The 14,709-nt window shown below is 59.8% G+C and carries 13 protein-coding genes; 5 read left to right on the top strand and 8 right to left on the bottom strand.

What is annotated here, in order from left to right; translation table 11 throughout:
- Positions 1–100: 100 nt before the first annotated feature.
- Entirely contained in the window at positions 101–1,630 is a 1,530-nt protein-coding gene (locus H4I99_RS11530) for a methyl-accepting chemotaxis protein (RefSeq protein WP_163903128.1), read from the bottom strand.
- 311 nt (positions 1,631–1,941) lie between these two features.
- On the opposite strand from H4I99_RS11530, the gene H4I99_RS11525 reads away from it, so the two are divergent.
- The 3 genes from H4I99_RS11525 to H4I99_RS11515 all read left to right on the top strand — a co-directional run bounded on the left by H4I99_RS11525 (position 1,942) and on the right by H4I99_RS11515 (position 6,731).
- A complete protein-coding gene (locus H4I99_RS11525; RefSeq protein WP_244625038.1) occupies positions 1,942–3,126 on the top strand; it encodes a DNA recombination protein RmuC in 1,185 nt (394 codons plus the stop codon).
- Between the two features lie 44 nt (positions 3,127–3,170).
- The gene (locus H4I99_RS11520) at positions 3,171–4,070 is read left to right on the top strand and encodes a ribokinase (RefSeq protein ID WP_163903124.1); all 900 of its coding nucleotides are present in this window, start codon (positions 3,171–3,173) and stop codon (positions 4,068–4,070) included.
- Between the two features lie 315 nt (positions 4,071–4,385).
- The gene (locus H4I99_RS11515) at positions 4,386–6,731 is read left to right on the top strand and encodes a methyl-accepting chemotaxis protein (RefSeq protein ID WP_163903122.1); all 2,346 of its coding nucleotides are present in this window, start codon (positions 4,386–4,388) and stop codon (positions 6,729–6,731) included.
- Positions 6,732–6,806: 75 nt separating this feature from the next.
- Here the strand turns inward: H4I99_RS11515 and H4I99_RS11510 are convergent, their stop codons facing one another.
- Positions 6,807–7,751: a nucleoside hydrolase gene (locus H4I99_RS11510; RefSeq protein WP_163903120.1), complete on the bottom strand. Its 945-nt coding sequence runs from the start codon at positions 7,749–7,751 to the stop codon at positions 6,807–6,809.
- A 127-nt stretch (positions 7,752–7,878) separates the two neighbouring features.
- Here H4I99_RS11510 and H4I99_RS11505 point away from each other — a divergent pair, with 127 nt between their 5' ends.
- Together H4I99_RS11505 and H4I99_RS11500 are read left to right on the top strand one after the other, a co-directional pair.
- Positions 7,879–8,307: an Hsp20 family protein gene (locus tag H4I99_RS11505; RefSeq protein WP_163903118.1), complete on the top strand. Its 429-nt coding sequence runs from the start codon at positions 7,879–7,881 to the stop codon at positions 8,305–8,307.
- Between the two features lie 49 nt (positions 8,308–8,356).
- Positions 8,357–8,614 (top strand): BQ00720 family protein, encoded by a 258-nt coding sequence (locus H4I99_RS11500; protein WP_099056395.1) that lies wholly within the window; start codon positions 8,357–8,359, stop codon positions 8,612–8,614.
- Between the two features lie 2 nt (positions 8,615–8,616).
- Here the strand turns inward: H4I99_RS11500 and trmB are convergent, their stop codons facing one another.
- From trmB to ybeY, 6 genes are all read right to left on the bottom strand, one after another.
- Complete coding sequence (trmB, locus tag H4I99_RS11495) at positions 8,617–9,318, bottom strand: tRNA (guanosine(46)-N7)-methyltransferase TrmB (protein ID WP_163903117.1); 702 nt, start codon at positions 9,316–9,318, stop codon at positions 8,617–8,619.
- A 7-nt stretch (positions 9,319–9,325) separates the two neighbouring features.
- Complete coding sequence (metK, locus tag H4I99_RS11490) at positions 9,326–10,588, bottom strand: methionine adenosyltransferase (RefSeq protein ID WP_163903115.1); 1,263 nt, start codon at positions 10,586–10,588, stop codon at positions 9,326–9,328.
- Positions 10,589–10,752: 164 nt separating this feature from the next.
- Positions 10,753–11,172, bottom strand: coding sequence for a helix-turn-helix domain-containing protein (locus H4I99_RS11485; RefSeq protein ID WP_099056392.1), 420 nt, complete (start codon positions 11,170–11,172; stop codon positions 10,753–10,755).
- A gap of 148 nt (positions 11,173–11,320) precedes the next feature.
- A complete protein-coding gene (gene lnt, locus H4I99_RS11480; protein ID WP_163903113.1) occupies positions 11,321–12,913 on the bottom strand; it encodes an apolipoprotein N-acyltransferase in 1,593 nt (530 codons plus the stop codon).
- 90 nt (positions 12,914–13,003) lie between these two features.
- On the bottom strand, positions 13,004–14,173 hold the full coding sequence (locus H4I99_RS11475) for a hemolysin family protein (RefSeq protein ID WP_163903111.1): 1,170 nt from the start codon (positions 14,171–14,173) through the stop codon (positions 13,004–13,006).
- 12 nt (positions 14,174–14,185) lie between these two features.
- Positions 14,186–14,692, bottom strand: coding sequence for an rRNA maturation RNase YbeY (gene ybeY, locus H4I99_RS11470; RefSeq protein WP_163903109.1), 507 nt, complete (start codon positions 14,690–14,692; stop codon positions 14,186–14,188).
- Positions 14,693–14,709 lie beyond the last annotated feature (17 nt).

The raw sequence follows: 14,709 nt of genomic DNA, 5'->3' as shown, positions 1-14,709 counted from the left end.
GCATTCGTGAAAATCCTAAACGACCGATGAACAACAGCCGTTTAAAATTGACGAATTCCAAGAGCGCGACATGCAGCCGCGCTTGTCTTCACGTCCGAAATCAGCCGGCCCGGCGGTAGGCGGGGACGTCCCCGCCCCGCCGGGAGGGGTGAGACTGGACCGCACTGTTCTCGTCGCGTGTCCGGAAACCGCGCAATGCCGTGACCAATCGTTCAACCTCGTCCCTCAGGGTAGCCGTTTGTGCCGAGGTCTCTTCCACCATTGCCGCGTTCCTTTGGGTGATCGTGTCCATGCCGCCGACCGCGGTGTTCACCTCTTGCAGGCTACCGGACTGATCCGCAGCCGCCGACGCGATACCCGCCACAATACCGTTTATCTCGCCGATGCGTTCGATGATCTTGTCGAGCGCCTCGCCGGCGTTGTTGACGAGCCCCACGCCCGTCCGGACCTGGGTGGAACTCTGCGATATGAGGCCCTTGATTTCCTTCGCCGCGCCCGCGCAGCGCTGGGCGAGTTCGCGCACCTCCTGCGCCACGACGGCGAAGCCGCGACCAGCCTCTCCGGCGCGAGCCGCCTCGACACCGGCATTCAATGCCAGCAGGTTGGTCTGGAAGGCTATCTCGTCGATCACTCCGATAATCTTGGAGATCTCGTCGGAGGACTTTTCGATCGCACCCATGGCACTTACGGCATTCATGACAACATCACCGGAAACGCGGGCCTCATCGAGGGCAAGGCCAACCACTTTCGCTGCCCTTTGCGCACCGTCCGCGCTCAGCGTGACATTCTGGGTGAGTTCGTGCAGGGCGGCCGTGCTTTGCTCCAGTCCCGCTGCCTGCTGCTCGGTGCGTTGGGACAGATCGTCCGATGCATCAGAAATCGCCGTAGTCGAGCGCAATATCTCTTCCGCAGCGCTTCGCACCGTGCCGATGGTGGCGCGAAGCTTCTCCACGGATGCGTTGTAGTCCGACGCCATGCCGACGAAATTCGGCGGCTGGTCATTGGACAGCTTCGCCTCCAGATCGCCACCGGCGAGCTTGGTCAACACGTCGCTGAGGGCGGCCAGAGCCACCGCCTGTTCCTGCTCCGTCTTGATGCGCGCCTCGTCCGCCGCTTTACGCTCAGCCGACAGGATGTCGAGATAGACGGTAATCGAATAGTCCATGTCCAGAAGCGCGGCCTTGACCAGCACGCCCACTTCCTCGGCCAGTGTCTGGGCTTCCTTGCGGGCGAACCGTGTCGGCCAACGCTCACGGATCACGGCATGGATCAGCTGCTCCGCAAGTAGCGCGTAACCACCGATGTACCAGCGGGGCTCGAGACCAATACGGGCATGGGCCTTGCCGACAGCGACAACGCCTTCGACATAGCGCGCGTCATACTGCGCGTTGGCCACGACATCCCAGTGGCCTTCTTGCCGTTTCTTCGCACCCTGTATGTGGTCTTCGTTGCGGAAAAAAGCCGCCGTTTCCGGGGTGCTGCGTACTTTCTTGTAGAATACGTCGAGCGCCGAACCAATATTCTTCCTGATCGTAGGGGCCAGTTTGCGCAGGGTATTCTTCGCGTTGGCATCAAGACCAAGAAAGCTCAGGCGTGCCGCGAGCGCGTCTTTTTCATCCAATTGCATCATATTAGCCCCAGATCAGAATGACTTGCGCGGGATGCGTCTTGGCTCATCCGTTTAGAACTTTATAAAATTCTGCAATGGTAAATATTGCCTTGCACAATAGGTGAAATTTCACAGTTTTTTTGTTCCGGGCCATCGTCATCGATTCTCAGGCAGCACCGGCGAGGAGACAAGAACGTCCGCTTCGGACAAGCGACAAAGGCCTGCCCCGCCCTCATCCGTTCCCGATTTGATCTATCGTCAAACAAGAAATCTGCTAGGATCAAAGCATGAACATGATCGATATGTCACCCATTGGCCTGGATATAACTACCATGACTTCGACAGTCATCACCGTCGTCGTCGGGGTGCTCGCACTCACAATTCTCGTCCTTCTGATGTTTTCCATTCGACGGGCCGGGCAGATGCGCATCGAGCATGAGATGGAAACGGCAAGGCGTGAGGCCGCTGCTGAAGCAAGACTTTCGGAGATGCTTCGGATGCAGTCCGAGATGCAGGGCCGGATCACCGCCATGTCCGAGGTCTTCGGCAACCGGCAGGCCGAACTCAACCAGACGATCAATCAGCGGCTGGACGGCATGACGCATCGGATCGGCGCAACGATCAGCGAACAGACCAAATCAACGCACGAAAACCTGCGCCGCCTGCAGGAACGGCTGGCTATCATCGACGCGGCTCAGAACAACATCCAGTCGCTCGCCAAGGATGTGGTCGGGCTGCAGGCAATTCTTTCCAACAAACAGACGCGAGGCGCCTTCGGGCAATCCCGCATGGAGACGATCGTCGCAGACGGGCTGCCGATGGGCGCCTACAGCTTCCAGCCCACGCTTTCGAACGGCTATCGGCCGGACTGCACCATCCGTATGCCCAATGGCGCACCGCCGCTGGTAGTGGATGCAAAATTTCCGCTGGAAGCGTGGAATTCTATCCGGGAGGCAGGGACGCCCGACCTCAAGAAGACAGCCGGCCAGCAATTCCGCCGGGACATCGAAGTGCATATCCGCGATATCGCCGAAAAATACCTCATCACCGGAGAGACACAGGACATGGCCTTCCTGTTCGTCCCCTCGGAATCGATCTTCGCCGAAATCCACGAGAACTTCGAGGGTGTCGTGCAGAAGGCTCACAGGCAGCGGGTCGTCATCGTTTCGCCGTCGTTGCTGATGCTTTCCATTCAGGTGATCCAGGCCGTGCTGAAAGACCAGCGAATGCGGGAGCAGGCACATCTGATCCAGGGTGAGGTTGTTCACCTCATGGAAGATCTCGCCCGCCTCGACGAGCGGACAAGGAAACTTCAGGGTCATTTCCTTGCAGCTCAGCGGGATGTCGACATGATCCTGACCTCGGCGGACAAGTTGAACAAGCGGGGCGCCCGGATCGAAGCGATGGAATTCGAAGCCGCCGGCGAAACGAAGGAAGAGCCAAGCGAAACGCCCTCCGGCAAGGCCGTCGAGAGCCGTACAGGGTTTCTCAAGCTCAGGGTTGTTGACGAGGACTGAGCAATTCGTCCAAAAGAAGCGCCGGAACGGAGGACGACAGTTCTATGATCACGGTATTCGGCTCCATCAACATGGATCTCATCGCCACTAGCCCGCGGCTGCCCAAGCCCGGTGAGACCGTCGGCGGCACCAGTTTCTCGACCGCAGCCGGCGGCAAGGGCGCCAATCAGGCGCTCGCAGCGCAGCGGGCAGGCTCTCAAGTGCGTATGGTCGGGGCCGTCGGTGCGGATCAGTTCGCCGAACCCGCGTTGCGTCTGCTCAAGGAAGCCGGCGCCGATCTTTCGACCATCAAACACGTAACGGAACCGACCGGTACAGCCCTGATCGTGGTCGGCGGCGATGGGGAAAACATGATCGTCGTCGTTCCCGGCGCAAACGGCACGGTGACGACCGAGGACGCACTGACGACTGTCGGAAGCATGAAGGTCGGGGACACCCTGATGCTGCAGCTTGAAGTCCCCGCCCCTGCTGTCGAGCAGGCACTGACCGCAGCTAGGGCGAAAGGCGTTATCACGATCATCAATATCGCGCCCCTGACGACGGATGCCGCCCGGCTTGGGCGCATGGCCGATATCGTCGTGGCCAACGAGACCGAGTTCGAGCGGCTGGCCGGCCAGGACGGCATGAGCGCCGACGAGCGCGAAAGGGTCCTGCTGCGCCTTCATTCCGAGACCAGCCAGACGCTGATCGTCACGCTTGGCGCCGATGGCGTCATCGCTGCTCGCGACGGGAGGCTCTACCGCACCAAGGGGCTCGAGATCACACCGGTCGATACGGTGGGTGCCGGCGACACCTTCTGCGGTTACATCGCCGCGAGCCTCGATCAAGGGCTCGACTTTGAAGCTGCGCTTCGCCGTGCTGCGGTCGCCGGTTCGCTTGCCTGCCTGAAAGCCGGTGCACAACCCTCGATCCCGCTCGCCGGAGAGGTCGAAAGCAAGCTGTAGCCCTTAGGCGAGCAGCCTGATTACAAACAATGTTCGGCAAGGCCATCCGGGCCTTGCCCTGCGCTTGTTTGCGTCCACTCAACGCATCCTGATCAACCGGACGCTCGTCATCAAGTTGCGACCCACAGGCGGGCAGACGCGAAAAGTGCAGTTGCCAAGAAGAGCAATGGTCTCTTCAACGACCGTTAAACATTGCCGCATATTTTCTCAGCGATTGAGTGTGTTCCGAGATGATATCGGACACGCATCGCGCACCATGATGGCGCCGAAAATCCCCCGCTGTTCCGAGAACCCCTGGTCTCTTTCGAGGTCCCCATGTTCCATTTCATATCGCGCTCCATCGCCGCGAAACTGTTGATTGTCACAGGCGTTGCCATCGCCGTCGTTCTCTTCCTCTCCAACTTCATCCTGATTTCCGAAACCCGGAGCCGGGTATCGGGTCTGACCATGGACCAGGCCAATTCGGAAGCGAAGGCGATCGCCAATGGCGTCGCCAGCGATATCGGCGAACTTGCAAGTGCCGCACGCACCATGTCGGGTGTCCTCAGCCGAGCCCAGTCAGAGAAGAGCTTCGACCGCAAGGGCGCCATCAATGTCCTGAAGGCGAATGTCGACCAGAACCCCTTCGCCTTCGGGAGCTGGTTCTGTGAGGAAATCAAGGCCTTCGACGGCGAACAGGAATCCGTAGCCGGCAATAAGGAACTCGGCGCAAACGACCAGGGTGTCTTCACACCCTACTGGTCGAAGGACCGCAACGGCAAGATCCAGTTCTCCACCTTCCGAAACGATTACAGCGCCGAGTGGTATGCACTGGCCAAGGCAAGCGGCAAGGGTGCGATCACCGCACCGTACATGACGCAGGATACCGACGTTCCCGTCGCCATGACCTCCATCGGCTATCCTGTATTCGCCGGAGACAAGCTGATCGGCGTGACCGGCGTCGACATCTCGCTGTCGTCGCTCTCGGAAAAGCTCAAGGCACTGCGCCCGTTCGAAACCGGTCGCGTACTGCTGGTCGCCCAGGCGGGCCAGTGGCTTGTCGCTCCGTCGGACGACTTGATGATGAAGCCCTACGAGGGCACGGGAGCAGAGGTACTGAAGGCGGCACTGTCTTCCAGCAAGGCAGAACTTCTTCGCGATCTTCAGGCTGAAGGGCAGGAAGGCTTCGACCGCCTCATCTATCCGTTCGCTGTTCCGGGCGTTAACACCAACTGGGCTGTCATCATCGACATTCCACATAGCGCGACCGGCGCTGCCGTCGAAGCCCAGACCTTCGCCATGATCCTCGCCGGACTCCTCGTGCTCGGCGCCGTAATGACAGCCCTGTTCTTCGCGGTACGCATCTTCGCCCAGAAGCCGCTCCACAGCCTCGTGGCCGATGTCGACCGCCTGAGCCAAGGCGAATACAATACCACCGTGAATGGTCAGGACCGCGCCGACGAACTCGGGCTGGTCGCCAAGGCACTCGAAGGCTTCCGCCATCGCCTGGCCGACAGCCGCACCGTTGCCGCCGAGGCTGAGCGTCATCGCAACGCTGCTGACGACGAGCGCCGCCGCTCCGAACAGGAGCGCAGCGAAACTGCAAGCGTCCAGCAGCATGTGGTCGCCCTACTCGGAACCGGTCTTTCCGAGCTTTCCCAGGGCAATCTCGCCTACCGCATCTCGGACGACTTCCCCGGCGAATATGCCGGCCTGAAGCGCGACTTCAATGCAGCACTGGCAAGCCTCGAAGGCACGATCGATGCTGTCAATGCCAGCGTGATCAATATCGGCTCCGGCTCCGGCGAAATCGCCGACAGCGCAGCGGATCTGTCCAAGCGCACCGAGCAGCAGGCGGCAAGCCTGGAAGAAACAGCAGCGGCGCTCAACGAGCTTACCGAGCAGGTCAATGCGAGCGCCGACAACGCCAACACGGCAGCGACCACAGTCAACCTCGCCTGTCAGGATGCAGAGAAGTCCGGTGAGGTGGTGCAGAAGGCGGTTGCTTCCATGCACGGCATTGCCCAGTCCTCGCAGGAAATCTCGCGCATCATCGGCGTGATCGACGAAATCGCGTTCCAGACCAACCTTCTGGCGCTGAACGCCGGCGTCGAGGCTGCCCGTGCGGGCGAAGCCGGCAAGGGCTTTGCGGTCGTCGCTCAGGAAGTTCGCGAACTCGCCCAGCGCTCCGCCAATGCCGCCAAGGAGATCAAGACGCTGATCAACACCTCCGGCGCGCAGGTCAAGGACGGCGTGGAACTCGTCGGTCAGGCGGGCCAGACGCTGCACAAGATCGCCGAGCAGGTCATGCAGATCAACGACCTGATCCGCCAGATCTCGGCTTCGGCCAGCGAACAGGCTTCGGGGCTGAAAGAGATCAACTCGGCCGTCAACCAGATGGACCAGGTGACCCAGCAGAATGCCGCGATGGTTGAAGAAACTACCGCTGCCAGCATGACACTGAAGAACGAGTCGGAAAACCTCAAGACGCTGGTTTCACGCTTCTCGGTCTCGGGCGCACAAAACCCTGTGGCGGCCCTGCAGGCCGCCGCCCAGACGATGCGCGCACCCGTGCAGCGTCCGGCCGCCTCCCCTGCTCCGGCCTATAAGGCCGTCCCGCGGCGTGCGGCTTCCGGCAATGCGGCAGTTGCTGCAGCTGCCGACGACTGGCAGGAATTCTGAAGGAAATAACCCAAAAAAAGAAAGGGCCGCCGAAGCCATTCGGCGGCCCTTTTTCATAGTCCGATGACGATGAGATCAGAGGCGCGCGAACCGCTCGATCAGCAGATCGAAGAACCCGTCGGCATCGACGTTACGCATGACCTGAACGTTCGGCTCACGTCCGGAAACCCTCCACCAGTCGACGACCGTCATGCCCATGGTCAGTTCCGACTGGGTCTCGATCTCGACATTGCAATGGCGCCCGGAGAAGAGTTCGGGTTTAAGCAGATAAGCGATGACCGTCGGGTCATGCAGCGGACCGCCATCGGAGCCGTACTTCTCTTCATCGAAGCGCTCGAAGAACTGCAGCCATTCCACCATCACCTGAGAAGGACGGCTGCCGATCGCGGCGATCCGAGCCACACGCGCCTTGGTCGTCAGGAGCTGGTGGGTCACATCAAGCGGCATCATGACAAGCGGGATTCCGGCGCCGAACACGATTTCAACCGCCTGGGGGTCAACATAGATGTTGAATTCTGCAGCGGGGGTGATGTTGCCACCCTCGAAGAAGCCGCCACCCATCATCACCAGCTCGCGAATACGCGGCGCGATATCGGGTGCCTTCTTCAAGGCAAGCGCAACATTCGTCAGCGGGCCGAGGGTGCATAGGGTAACGCTGCCAGCCGGCTCCCGGCGCAGCGTCTCAACGATGAAGTCCACGGCATGCTGCGACTGAACCGCAATTGTCGGCTCTTCGAGTTCGGCACCGTCGAGGCCGGTCTTGCCATGCACGTGCTCGGCGGTCACCAGCTTGCGCTCGATCGGGCGGTCCGCACCTTCATAGACAGGAATGTCCGTACGTCCGCAGAGCTCACAAACGATCCGGGCGTTGCGGCTCGTCAGCCGCAGCGGCACATTACCCGCGACGGTGGTAATGGCCAGAATTTCCAGTTCCTCGCCGCTTGCAAAGGCAAGCATCAGCGCGGCGGCGTCGTCCTGGCCGGGGTCCGTATCTATGATGATCTTTCTGCGTTCGCTCATGTCTTCGTCCTGATTTCCAAGGTCGGCCTGATGCGCCCGGCGTTGGCCTTTGTCAAGGGTAAGCCAGCTTGCACGCAGGGCAATGCAACACCATATAAAACAGCAAAACCGCATTCGAAGGATCGCGATGAGCCGTACGAGATCACCCGACCACCCCCTGCCCGTAGGCTTCGAGGCTGAGCAACGAACCGGGCCTGGTCATGGCCGCGCCAGCGAGGGTTATCCGCCGTTCAATATCGAACGGCTATTGACCCAAGTACCCGATGCCAGTGAGCGACTACGGATCACGCTCGCGGTCGCAGGTTTTTCCGAAGACGAACTGGAGATCATTCAGCAGGGGCGTGAACTTCTCATTCGCGGCCGACGTGGAGAGCGGGAGGAAACCATCTTTCTCTTCCGGGGGATCGCCGCCCGGCAGTTCCAGCGTCTCTTCCTGCTCGATGAAGGCATGGACGTGGAGCGCGCCCATCTGCGCAACGGGTTGCTTTCGATCTACCTTGTGCGTCCCGAACGCGTACAGGAGGAAAGGAAAATTAACATTTCCGCTTCACTATAGAGCGCAACGGCCGAAGTGCCGTAGCTCCCTCATCGGCGGAGGAACGGGAATGTTACTGAGAGAAGCAAACGCAAGACTGACCCAGAACGAACTTGCCCATCTGGGCTCCGGTGAGGTCGGTTACATCAGAAAAATGCGATCCGAAGAAGTGACGCGCTGCTTTCCCGAAGCTCCCGATATCGACCCCAGCCTCGACCTCTGGGCTCTGTTCGGCGCTGATGGTACTCCGATCCTGTTGACCGACAACCGCTCAAGCACCTTCTACAAGGCTGCCGAGGACGACTTGAAAACGGTCAGTCTGCACTGACGTCAGATTTTGCGGAAAGTGAGATAGGCCGAAGACCGGCCTTCACGCTTGGCTTTCGCCTCGTAACGCGTGCCGGGCCATCCGGCAAAAGGCGTGATCCAGTCGGCGCGATTGCGCGCCGTCCAGGCAAAGCCGCCGTGATCCCGGCAATGGATCAAAGTCCAGTTGACATAGGTATCGATGTCCGAGGCGAAGCAGAACAGCCCGCCTGGCTTCAGCACGCGATGAAACCGGTCAAGGTTCACCTGAGAAACGAACCGACGCTTCCAGTGCTTCTTCTTCGGCCACGGATCGGGATAGAGCAGATCGATCTGGTCGAGCGATGCCGCCGGCAACCAGTCCAGCAATTGGGTCGCATCATCGTCATAGACGCGGATATTGCGGAGTTCCTTCGCCTCGACCTCGGCCAGAAGCTTGGCCATGGAATTGACGAAAGGCTCGACACCGATAAAACCTGTCTGAGGGTTTTCTCCGGCGCGATGCACGAGGTGCTCACCGCCACCGAAACCGATTTCCAGACGCAGGCGGTCGACCTGCGTCGGAAAGAGATCCGCCAGATTCTCCAACGCCGGCCCTTCCGGAACGACACGGAGTTCCGGCAGCAGATGCGTCATGCGCTCGACCTGAAGCTCGCGTAGAGGTTTTCCCTTGCGGCGACCGAAGAAGGCTTCGGTCGCGCGGCTGCGTCGTTCGGTCGGCGTCATTCCAGGATCAACCCTTGATGGCGTCCTTGAGCGGCTTGACGAGGTCGAGGCGCTCCCAGGAGAAGGAACCATCACGACCCGCCTTCCGGCCGAAGTGACCATAGGCCGACGTCTTGGCATATATAGGGCGATTCAGGTCAAGATGGCGACGGATGCCACTCGGCGACAGGTCCATGACCTTACGGATCGCGGCCTCCACTGCATCTTCCGTTACCTTGCCCGTACCATGCAAGTCGACATAGATCGACAGCGGCTGGGCAACGCCGATGGCGTAGGAAATCTGGATGGTGCAGCGGTCGGCAAGACCGGCAGCGACCACATTCTTTGCAAGGTAACGGGCGGCGTAGGCTGCCGAACGGTCGACCTTGGTGGTGTCCTTGCCCGAGAATGCACCGCCGCCATGAGGCGCCGCGCCACCATAGGTATCGACAATGATCTTGCGGCCGGTGAGGCCGGCATCACCATCCGGGCCGCCGATGACGAACTTGCCGGTCGGATTGACATACCATTTGCAATCGTCGGCGATCTTGAGGTCACCGAGAGCTTCGCGGATGTAGGGCTCGACAACCGAACGAACCTTGGCCGAATCCCAGCTTTCATCGAGATGCTGGGTGGAGAGAACAATCGAGTCGACTTCCGACGGCTTGCCGTCGACATAGCGCACGGTCACCTGGCTCTTGGCGTCAGGGCCGAGCTTACCTGCGTCCCCCTCGCCCTTTTTTCGGGCGGCGGCCAGAAGTTGAAGGATCTTGTGCGAATAATAGATCGGAGCCGGCATGAGATCCGGGGTTTCGCGGCAGGCGTAACCGAACATGATGCCCTGGTCGCCAGCGCCTTCGCTGTTGCCATGGTCGGCGGCCTTGTCAACGCCCTGCGCGATATCGGCCGACTGCGCGTGCAGCAGGACGTCGATCTTCACCTTCTTCCAGTGGAAGCGGTCCTGCTCGTAGCCGATGTCCTTGATGGCCTTGCGAGCGGCCGCTTTGAACTTTGCGGGGTTCACTGCCGGATCACCATAGGCATCCTTGACAACGGAACCGTCCTTGTCCTTTTTCAGGAGGCTTCCCGGCAGGCGTACTTCGCCGGCGATCACCACGCGGTTGGTAGTTGCCAAGGTCTCGCATGCAATACGGACAGTCCAGGGATCAACGCCGGTCTTGGCGGCTTCACGATAGACGAGGTCCACGATTTCATCGGAGATGCGGTCACAGACCTTGTCCGGATGACCTTCAGAAACAGATTCACTGGTGAAGAGGTAATTAGCGCGCATTCGGGATTCCCCTCAAAGAACAAGCCATGCTCTTGTTAGTCAGTTCGCTGTCGAAAAACAAGCGCACAACGACATAAATATATCTTTATGTGCGCAATCCGATACCCCAGGTAGAAAAAAAGCGGCCTAAGGGCCGCTCTCTTCAAGACGACTGAAGCTCAAGCTCAGTCGGCATCTGCTTCGGCGGCAAGAGCCTTCACCAGATCGACGATCTTTCGACGAACCTTGGGGTCGGAAATCTTGACGAAGGCCCGGTTCAGCTGGAGACCTTCCGATGAGGAGAGGAAGTCAACCACGTAGTTGGAACTTGACGCTTCCGCCATGCCCGTCGGACCAGCAGACTGTTCGCCTGGGGCATCCTCAAAGAAGAAAGAAACGGGGACGTTTAGAATACTGGAAATATTCTGCAGGCGGCTTGCGCCGACACGGTTTGTGCCCTTCTCGTATTTCTGAATCTGCTGGAACGTAATGCCGAGGCTTTCGCCTAGCTTTTCCTGGCTCATGCCCAGCATTGTACGGCGAAGGCGAATCCGACTACCCACATGGATGTCGATCGGGTTCGGCTTCTTCTTATTCTCGATCATGTTTCGTTCCTGATGATGTTGGCATAACGATCATAATCCTTAGCACTCCAGCGATCATAACAACACGGGTTGTATTCGCAAAAGCGGAACTGGGAGCATACGTAGTGACTTATGATCTTTAGCACTATGCAATTTTAGGGGTTTTTGGTCAATTCTTTCCAAAAATAAAACCTGCACGTGAAATCACTGCCGCGAACGCCACAGCCAGGAACACATACCAAAAGTTGTTCACCACCCTATAGTTGCCACTATCCGCCATAGCTTCTACGCCTATGGTTGCGTCGATGACGCCTCGGGAATTCAACGTTAGGCCGGACAGGATGCGTCCGTAGGGGTCAACTACTGCAGATATGCCACTATTGGCGTCCCGAACCAAGGGGAGACCGGTCTCAACGGCCCTGATCCGAGCCTGCAGGAAATGCTGATATGGTCCCGGCGTCGCACCGAACCACGCATCGTTGGTGATGTTCAGAAGGACGCCAGCCTTGCCCAGATCACCCATCCATTCGTTCGGAAAGATAATCTCGTAGCATATCAGCGGATAGAGACTTACTCCCGAGGGCAGCGTCAGCGGAGAACGGCGGGACGCCGCGGAAAAACCGCCCGGCAGACTGATCAGATTGTCGAACCCAATGCGCCGCAGGATATCCTCATAGGGCACGTATTCACCAAAAGGTGTCAGGTGCACCTTGTCGGAAGCGGCGAGGATCTGCCCCTTGTCGTCGATCATGTAGATCGAGTTGTAATAGCGTGGAGCGTGACCGGCCCCGCGCTCCTCCGAACGGACAGCCCCCGTAATCAAAACCTGACCGTCCTGCAGCATGTCGCCGATGCGGGCGAGCGCATCTGGATTTTCGGTCAGGATGAAAGGTATGGACGTCTCCGGCCAGACGATGATGTCGGGCCGTGGCTTTCCGGGAGCGGCAGGTTGCGCGGAAAGCGCAAGATGCTCATTGAAGATCTCAATGCGCCTGCCGTTGCCGACCTTCTCCGCTTGATCGATGGCAGGCTGCACCATGCGGATGTTCAGACTGACAGTCGAAGCGATATCGGGCGGCAGCAGCAGGCGCCAGGCGCCGTATCCCAGGTGAGCTGCAAACAACAAACCGGCGATCGTCAGGCCCGGCACGATGCCCTTGCGCGTGGCGATCAGCGCGGGAGCCGAAAAGACAAAGACGGCCAGCGTCGTGACGCCAAGCACGCCGATGACATGGGCCGACTGCATCATCACCGGGATAGGCATTGCTCCGTAGCCGATGGTGTTCCACGGGAACCCGGTCGCGACGAAGCCGCGCAGCCATTCTGCAAGTCCGAACCCGGTAGCGAGGGCCGCAAGACGGCCCCAACCCTCGGACCAGAGAAGGCGGGCGACGACCGTTGCAAAGCCGTAGAAGATGGCAAGCACCGCCGGCAATCCGAGGATTGCCAGCGGAAGCGCCCAGGCAAATTCATCCGCCTCCACCAGCAGGGCGCTGCCAAGCCACCACAATCCGGCGACGAAATAGCCGAAGCCGAAAAGCCAACCCGTTAGGAACGCGGAACGCAGACCCCAGGAGTGGCTTTTGTCAGGATTGCCGGTGGCACCATCCATCAACCAGACGAGAATGGTGAACGAGACGAAGAGCGCAACGAAAAAACCCACGGGCGGCAAGGCCAGAGCTCCGAATGCGCCTGCGAAAACCGCCAGGAGCGCTCGTCTGGCGCCCCAGAGCAGCATGATCCTGCCCGCCAGCCTCTCCATGAATTCTCCTTGCCCTATGCCGTGCGAATCACGACGGGGGCAGTCTTCCAAAAATCGGAGGACTTGTCCCGCGCATTGGCGGCAGAAGGATCAGGATGCGACGCTGTTGTCGGGTGCCGACGCTTCCGTGGTCTGCAGAGCACTGTTCGTCTTCACTGTCACGGCCACCCCATCCGCATCCGCCTTGGCGCGTCGCCGTGCCTGCGGACGTTTGCGGGTGATGCGCACACGTTTGATGCGACGCGGGTCGGCATCAAGGATCAGGAATTCGAAGCCAGGCAAGGCCTGCACGACTTCGCCACGGACGGGTATCCGGCCAAGCGCGGAGAAGAGCAAACCGCCCAGCGTGTCGACCTCCTCGATCTGGTCACGTACGTCGAAGTCATCACCGATGGCCTCAGCGATTTCCTCAAGTTCCACGCGCGCGTCGGCGACGAAAACATCGTCGGAGGTTCGGGTGAACATGGCCTCGTCGTTGTCGTGTTCGTCATCGATGTCACCGACAACCATTTCAACGATGTCCTCGTGGGAAACGAGGCCGTCGGTGCCGCCATACTCATCGATAACCAGCGCGATCTGGGTGCGGGCCGCCTGCATGCGGCTCAGGAGATCGGAGGCCAGCATCGACGGCGGAACAAACAGGATCGAACGCACGATCCCGGCCTCGGCCACGGTCCTGGAAAGATCCACGCGGCCAAGATCGAAATCGGGCTTAGTCCCGCGTGCCGGCTTTTCGGCCTTCGCAGAGGTATCGGCAGCAATCTGCGCCGATCCGTTGCCGGTGCGCCGCTTGGCGCGGGCCTCTTTCGTCACATAGGAAAGGAGATCGCGGATGTGCACCATGCCGCGCGGATCATCGAGCGTCTCGCTGTAGACCGGCATGCGAGACCGGCCGGAAACCTCGAAGATGGTCATCAACTCGCCAATGCTGACATTCTGGTCCACGGCCTCGATATCGGCGCGCGGAACCATGACGTCCTCAACGCGAACTTCCCGGAAGCGGAGGATGTTGTTCAGCATCGCCCGTTCGTCGGGGGTGAACACATCGCTGGTGGCAGCGTCTTCTTTCAACGCATCCGTCAGATCCTCCCGCAGGCTCGATGCCTGGCTCGGCTTCAGGATACGGACGGCGCGCGCCCAGATTGAGTTACGTTGTCGGCCGGGTGTCTCCGGCCGCGAAGGACTACTGCCTTCGTCCGAAGAGGAACCCTCCGACCCTTCATCGGCCTCTGCGGCCACTTTCGTCGAAAAATCGTTCATTGGTCCTGACTATCAAAGCGGGTCCTGCCCCGCATAGGGATCAGATAAGCCAAGTGACGCCAAAATGCGAGTCTCAAGCGACTCCATTCTTTCCGCCTCCTGCACTTCCATGTGATCATAACCGAAGAGATGCAGGAAACCATGCACCATAAGATGCGTCAGGTGTTCCTCGAAGCTCTTGCCCAGATCGACAGCTTCCCGAGCCACCGTTTCGCGCGCGATGATGATATCGCCTAGCATCGGGCCGGGCTTGCCACCCGGCACAAGGGGGAACGCCGGAAAGGACAGGACGTTGGTCGGCTTGTCCTGATTGCGCCATTCCGCATTGATATCCTGAATGGTGTCGTCGTCACAAAAGACTAGCGAGACCTCCACCGGCATGCCGGGGAAAGGCTGCTTTTCCTCGTCGCGCAGGAAATCCGCCGCCGCGCCGAGGACGCGAGAGGCCATGACCTCCAGCACCTCTTCCGCCGGCCAGCCTTCCGTTTCAATCGATATCTGTATGTCCAGTAGCTGCATAGAGTGCCGTTTCGACC

The sequence above is a fragment of the Paenirhizobium daejeonense genome, from assembly GCF_014280875.1.
Lineage (GTDB): Bacteria > Pseudomonadota > Alphaproteobacteria > Rhizobiales > Rhizobiaceae > Allorhizobium > Allorhizobium daejeonense.
Note: the sequence above shows the minus strand (reverse complement) of the source record. Positions and strands in the feature narration are given on the sequence as shown.

Excerpts from the sequence above, each read along its gene's own strand:
- H4I99_RS11530 (WP_163903128.1), bottom strand. The coding sequence starts at position 1,630 with ATGATGCAATTGGATGAAAAAGACGCGCTCGCGGCACGCCTGAGCTTT.
- H4I99_RS11525 (WP_244625038.1), top strand. The coding sequence starts at position 1,942 with ATGACTTCGACAGTCATCACCGTCGTCGTCGGGGTGCTCGCACTCACA.
- H4I99_RS11520 (WP_163903124.1), top strand. The coding sequence starts at position 3,171 with ATGATCACGGTATTCGGCTCCATCAACATGGATCTCATCGCCACTAGC.
- H4I99_RS11515 (WP_163903122.1), top strand. The coding sequence starts at position 4,386 with ATGTTCCATTTCATATCGCGCTCCATCGCCGCGAAACTGTTGATTGTC.
- H4I99_RS11510 (WP_163903120.1), bottom strand. The coding sequence starts at position 7,751 with ATGAGCGAACGCAGAAAGATCATCATAGATACGGACCCCGGCCAGGAC.
- H4I99_RS11505 (WP_163903118.1), top strand. The coding sequence starts at position 7,879 with ATGAGCCGTACGAGATCACCCGACCACCCCCTGCCCGTAGGCTTCGAG.
- H4I99_RS11500 (WP_099056395.1), top strand. The coding sequence starts at position 8,357 with ATGTTACTGAGAGAAGCAAACGCAAGACTGACCCAGAACGAACTTGCC.
- trmB (WP_163903117.1), bottom strand. The coding sequence starts at position 9,318 with ATGACGCCGACCGAACGACGCAGCCGCGCGACCGAAGCCTTCTTCGGT.
- metK (WP_163903115.1), bottom strand. The coding sequence starts at position 10,588 with ATGCGCGCTAATTACCTCTTCACCAGTGAATCTGTTTCTGAAGGTCAT.
- H4I99_RS11485 (WP_099056392.1), bottom strand. The coding sequence starts at position 11,172 with ATGATCGAGAATAAGAAGAAGCCGAACCCGATCGACATCCATGTGGGT.
- lnt (WP_163903113.1), bottom strand. The coding sequence starts at position 12,913 with ATGGAGAGGCTGGCGGGCAGGATCATGCTGCTCTGGGGCGCCAGACGA.
- H4I99_RS11475 (WP_163903111.1), bottom strand. The coding sequence starts at position 14,173 with ATGAACGATTTTTCGACGAAAGTGGCCGCAGAGGCCGATGAAGGGTCG.
- ybeY (WP_163903109.1), bottom strand. The coding sequence starts at position 14,692 with ATGCAGCTACTGGACATACAGATATCGATTGAAACGGAAGGCTGGCCG.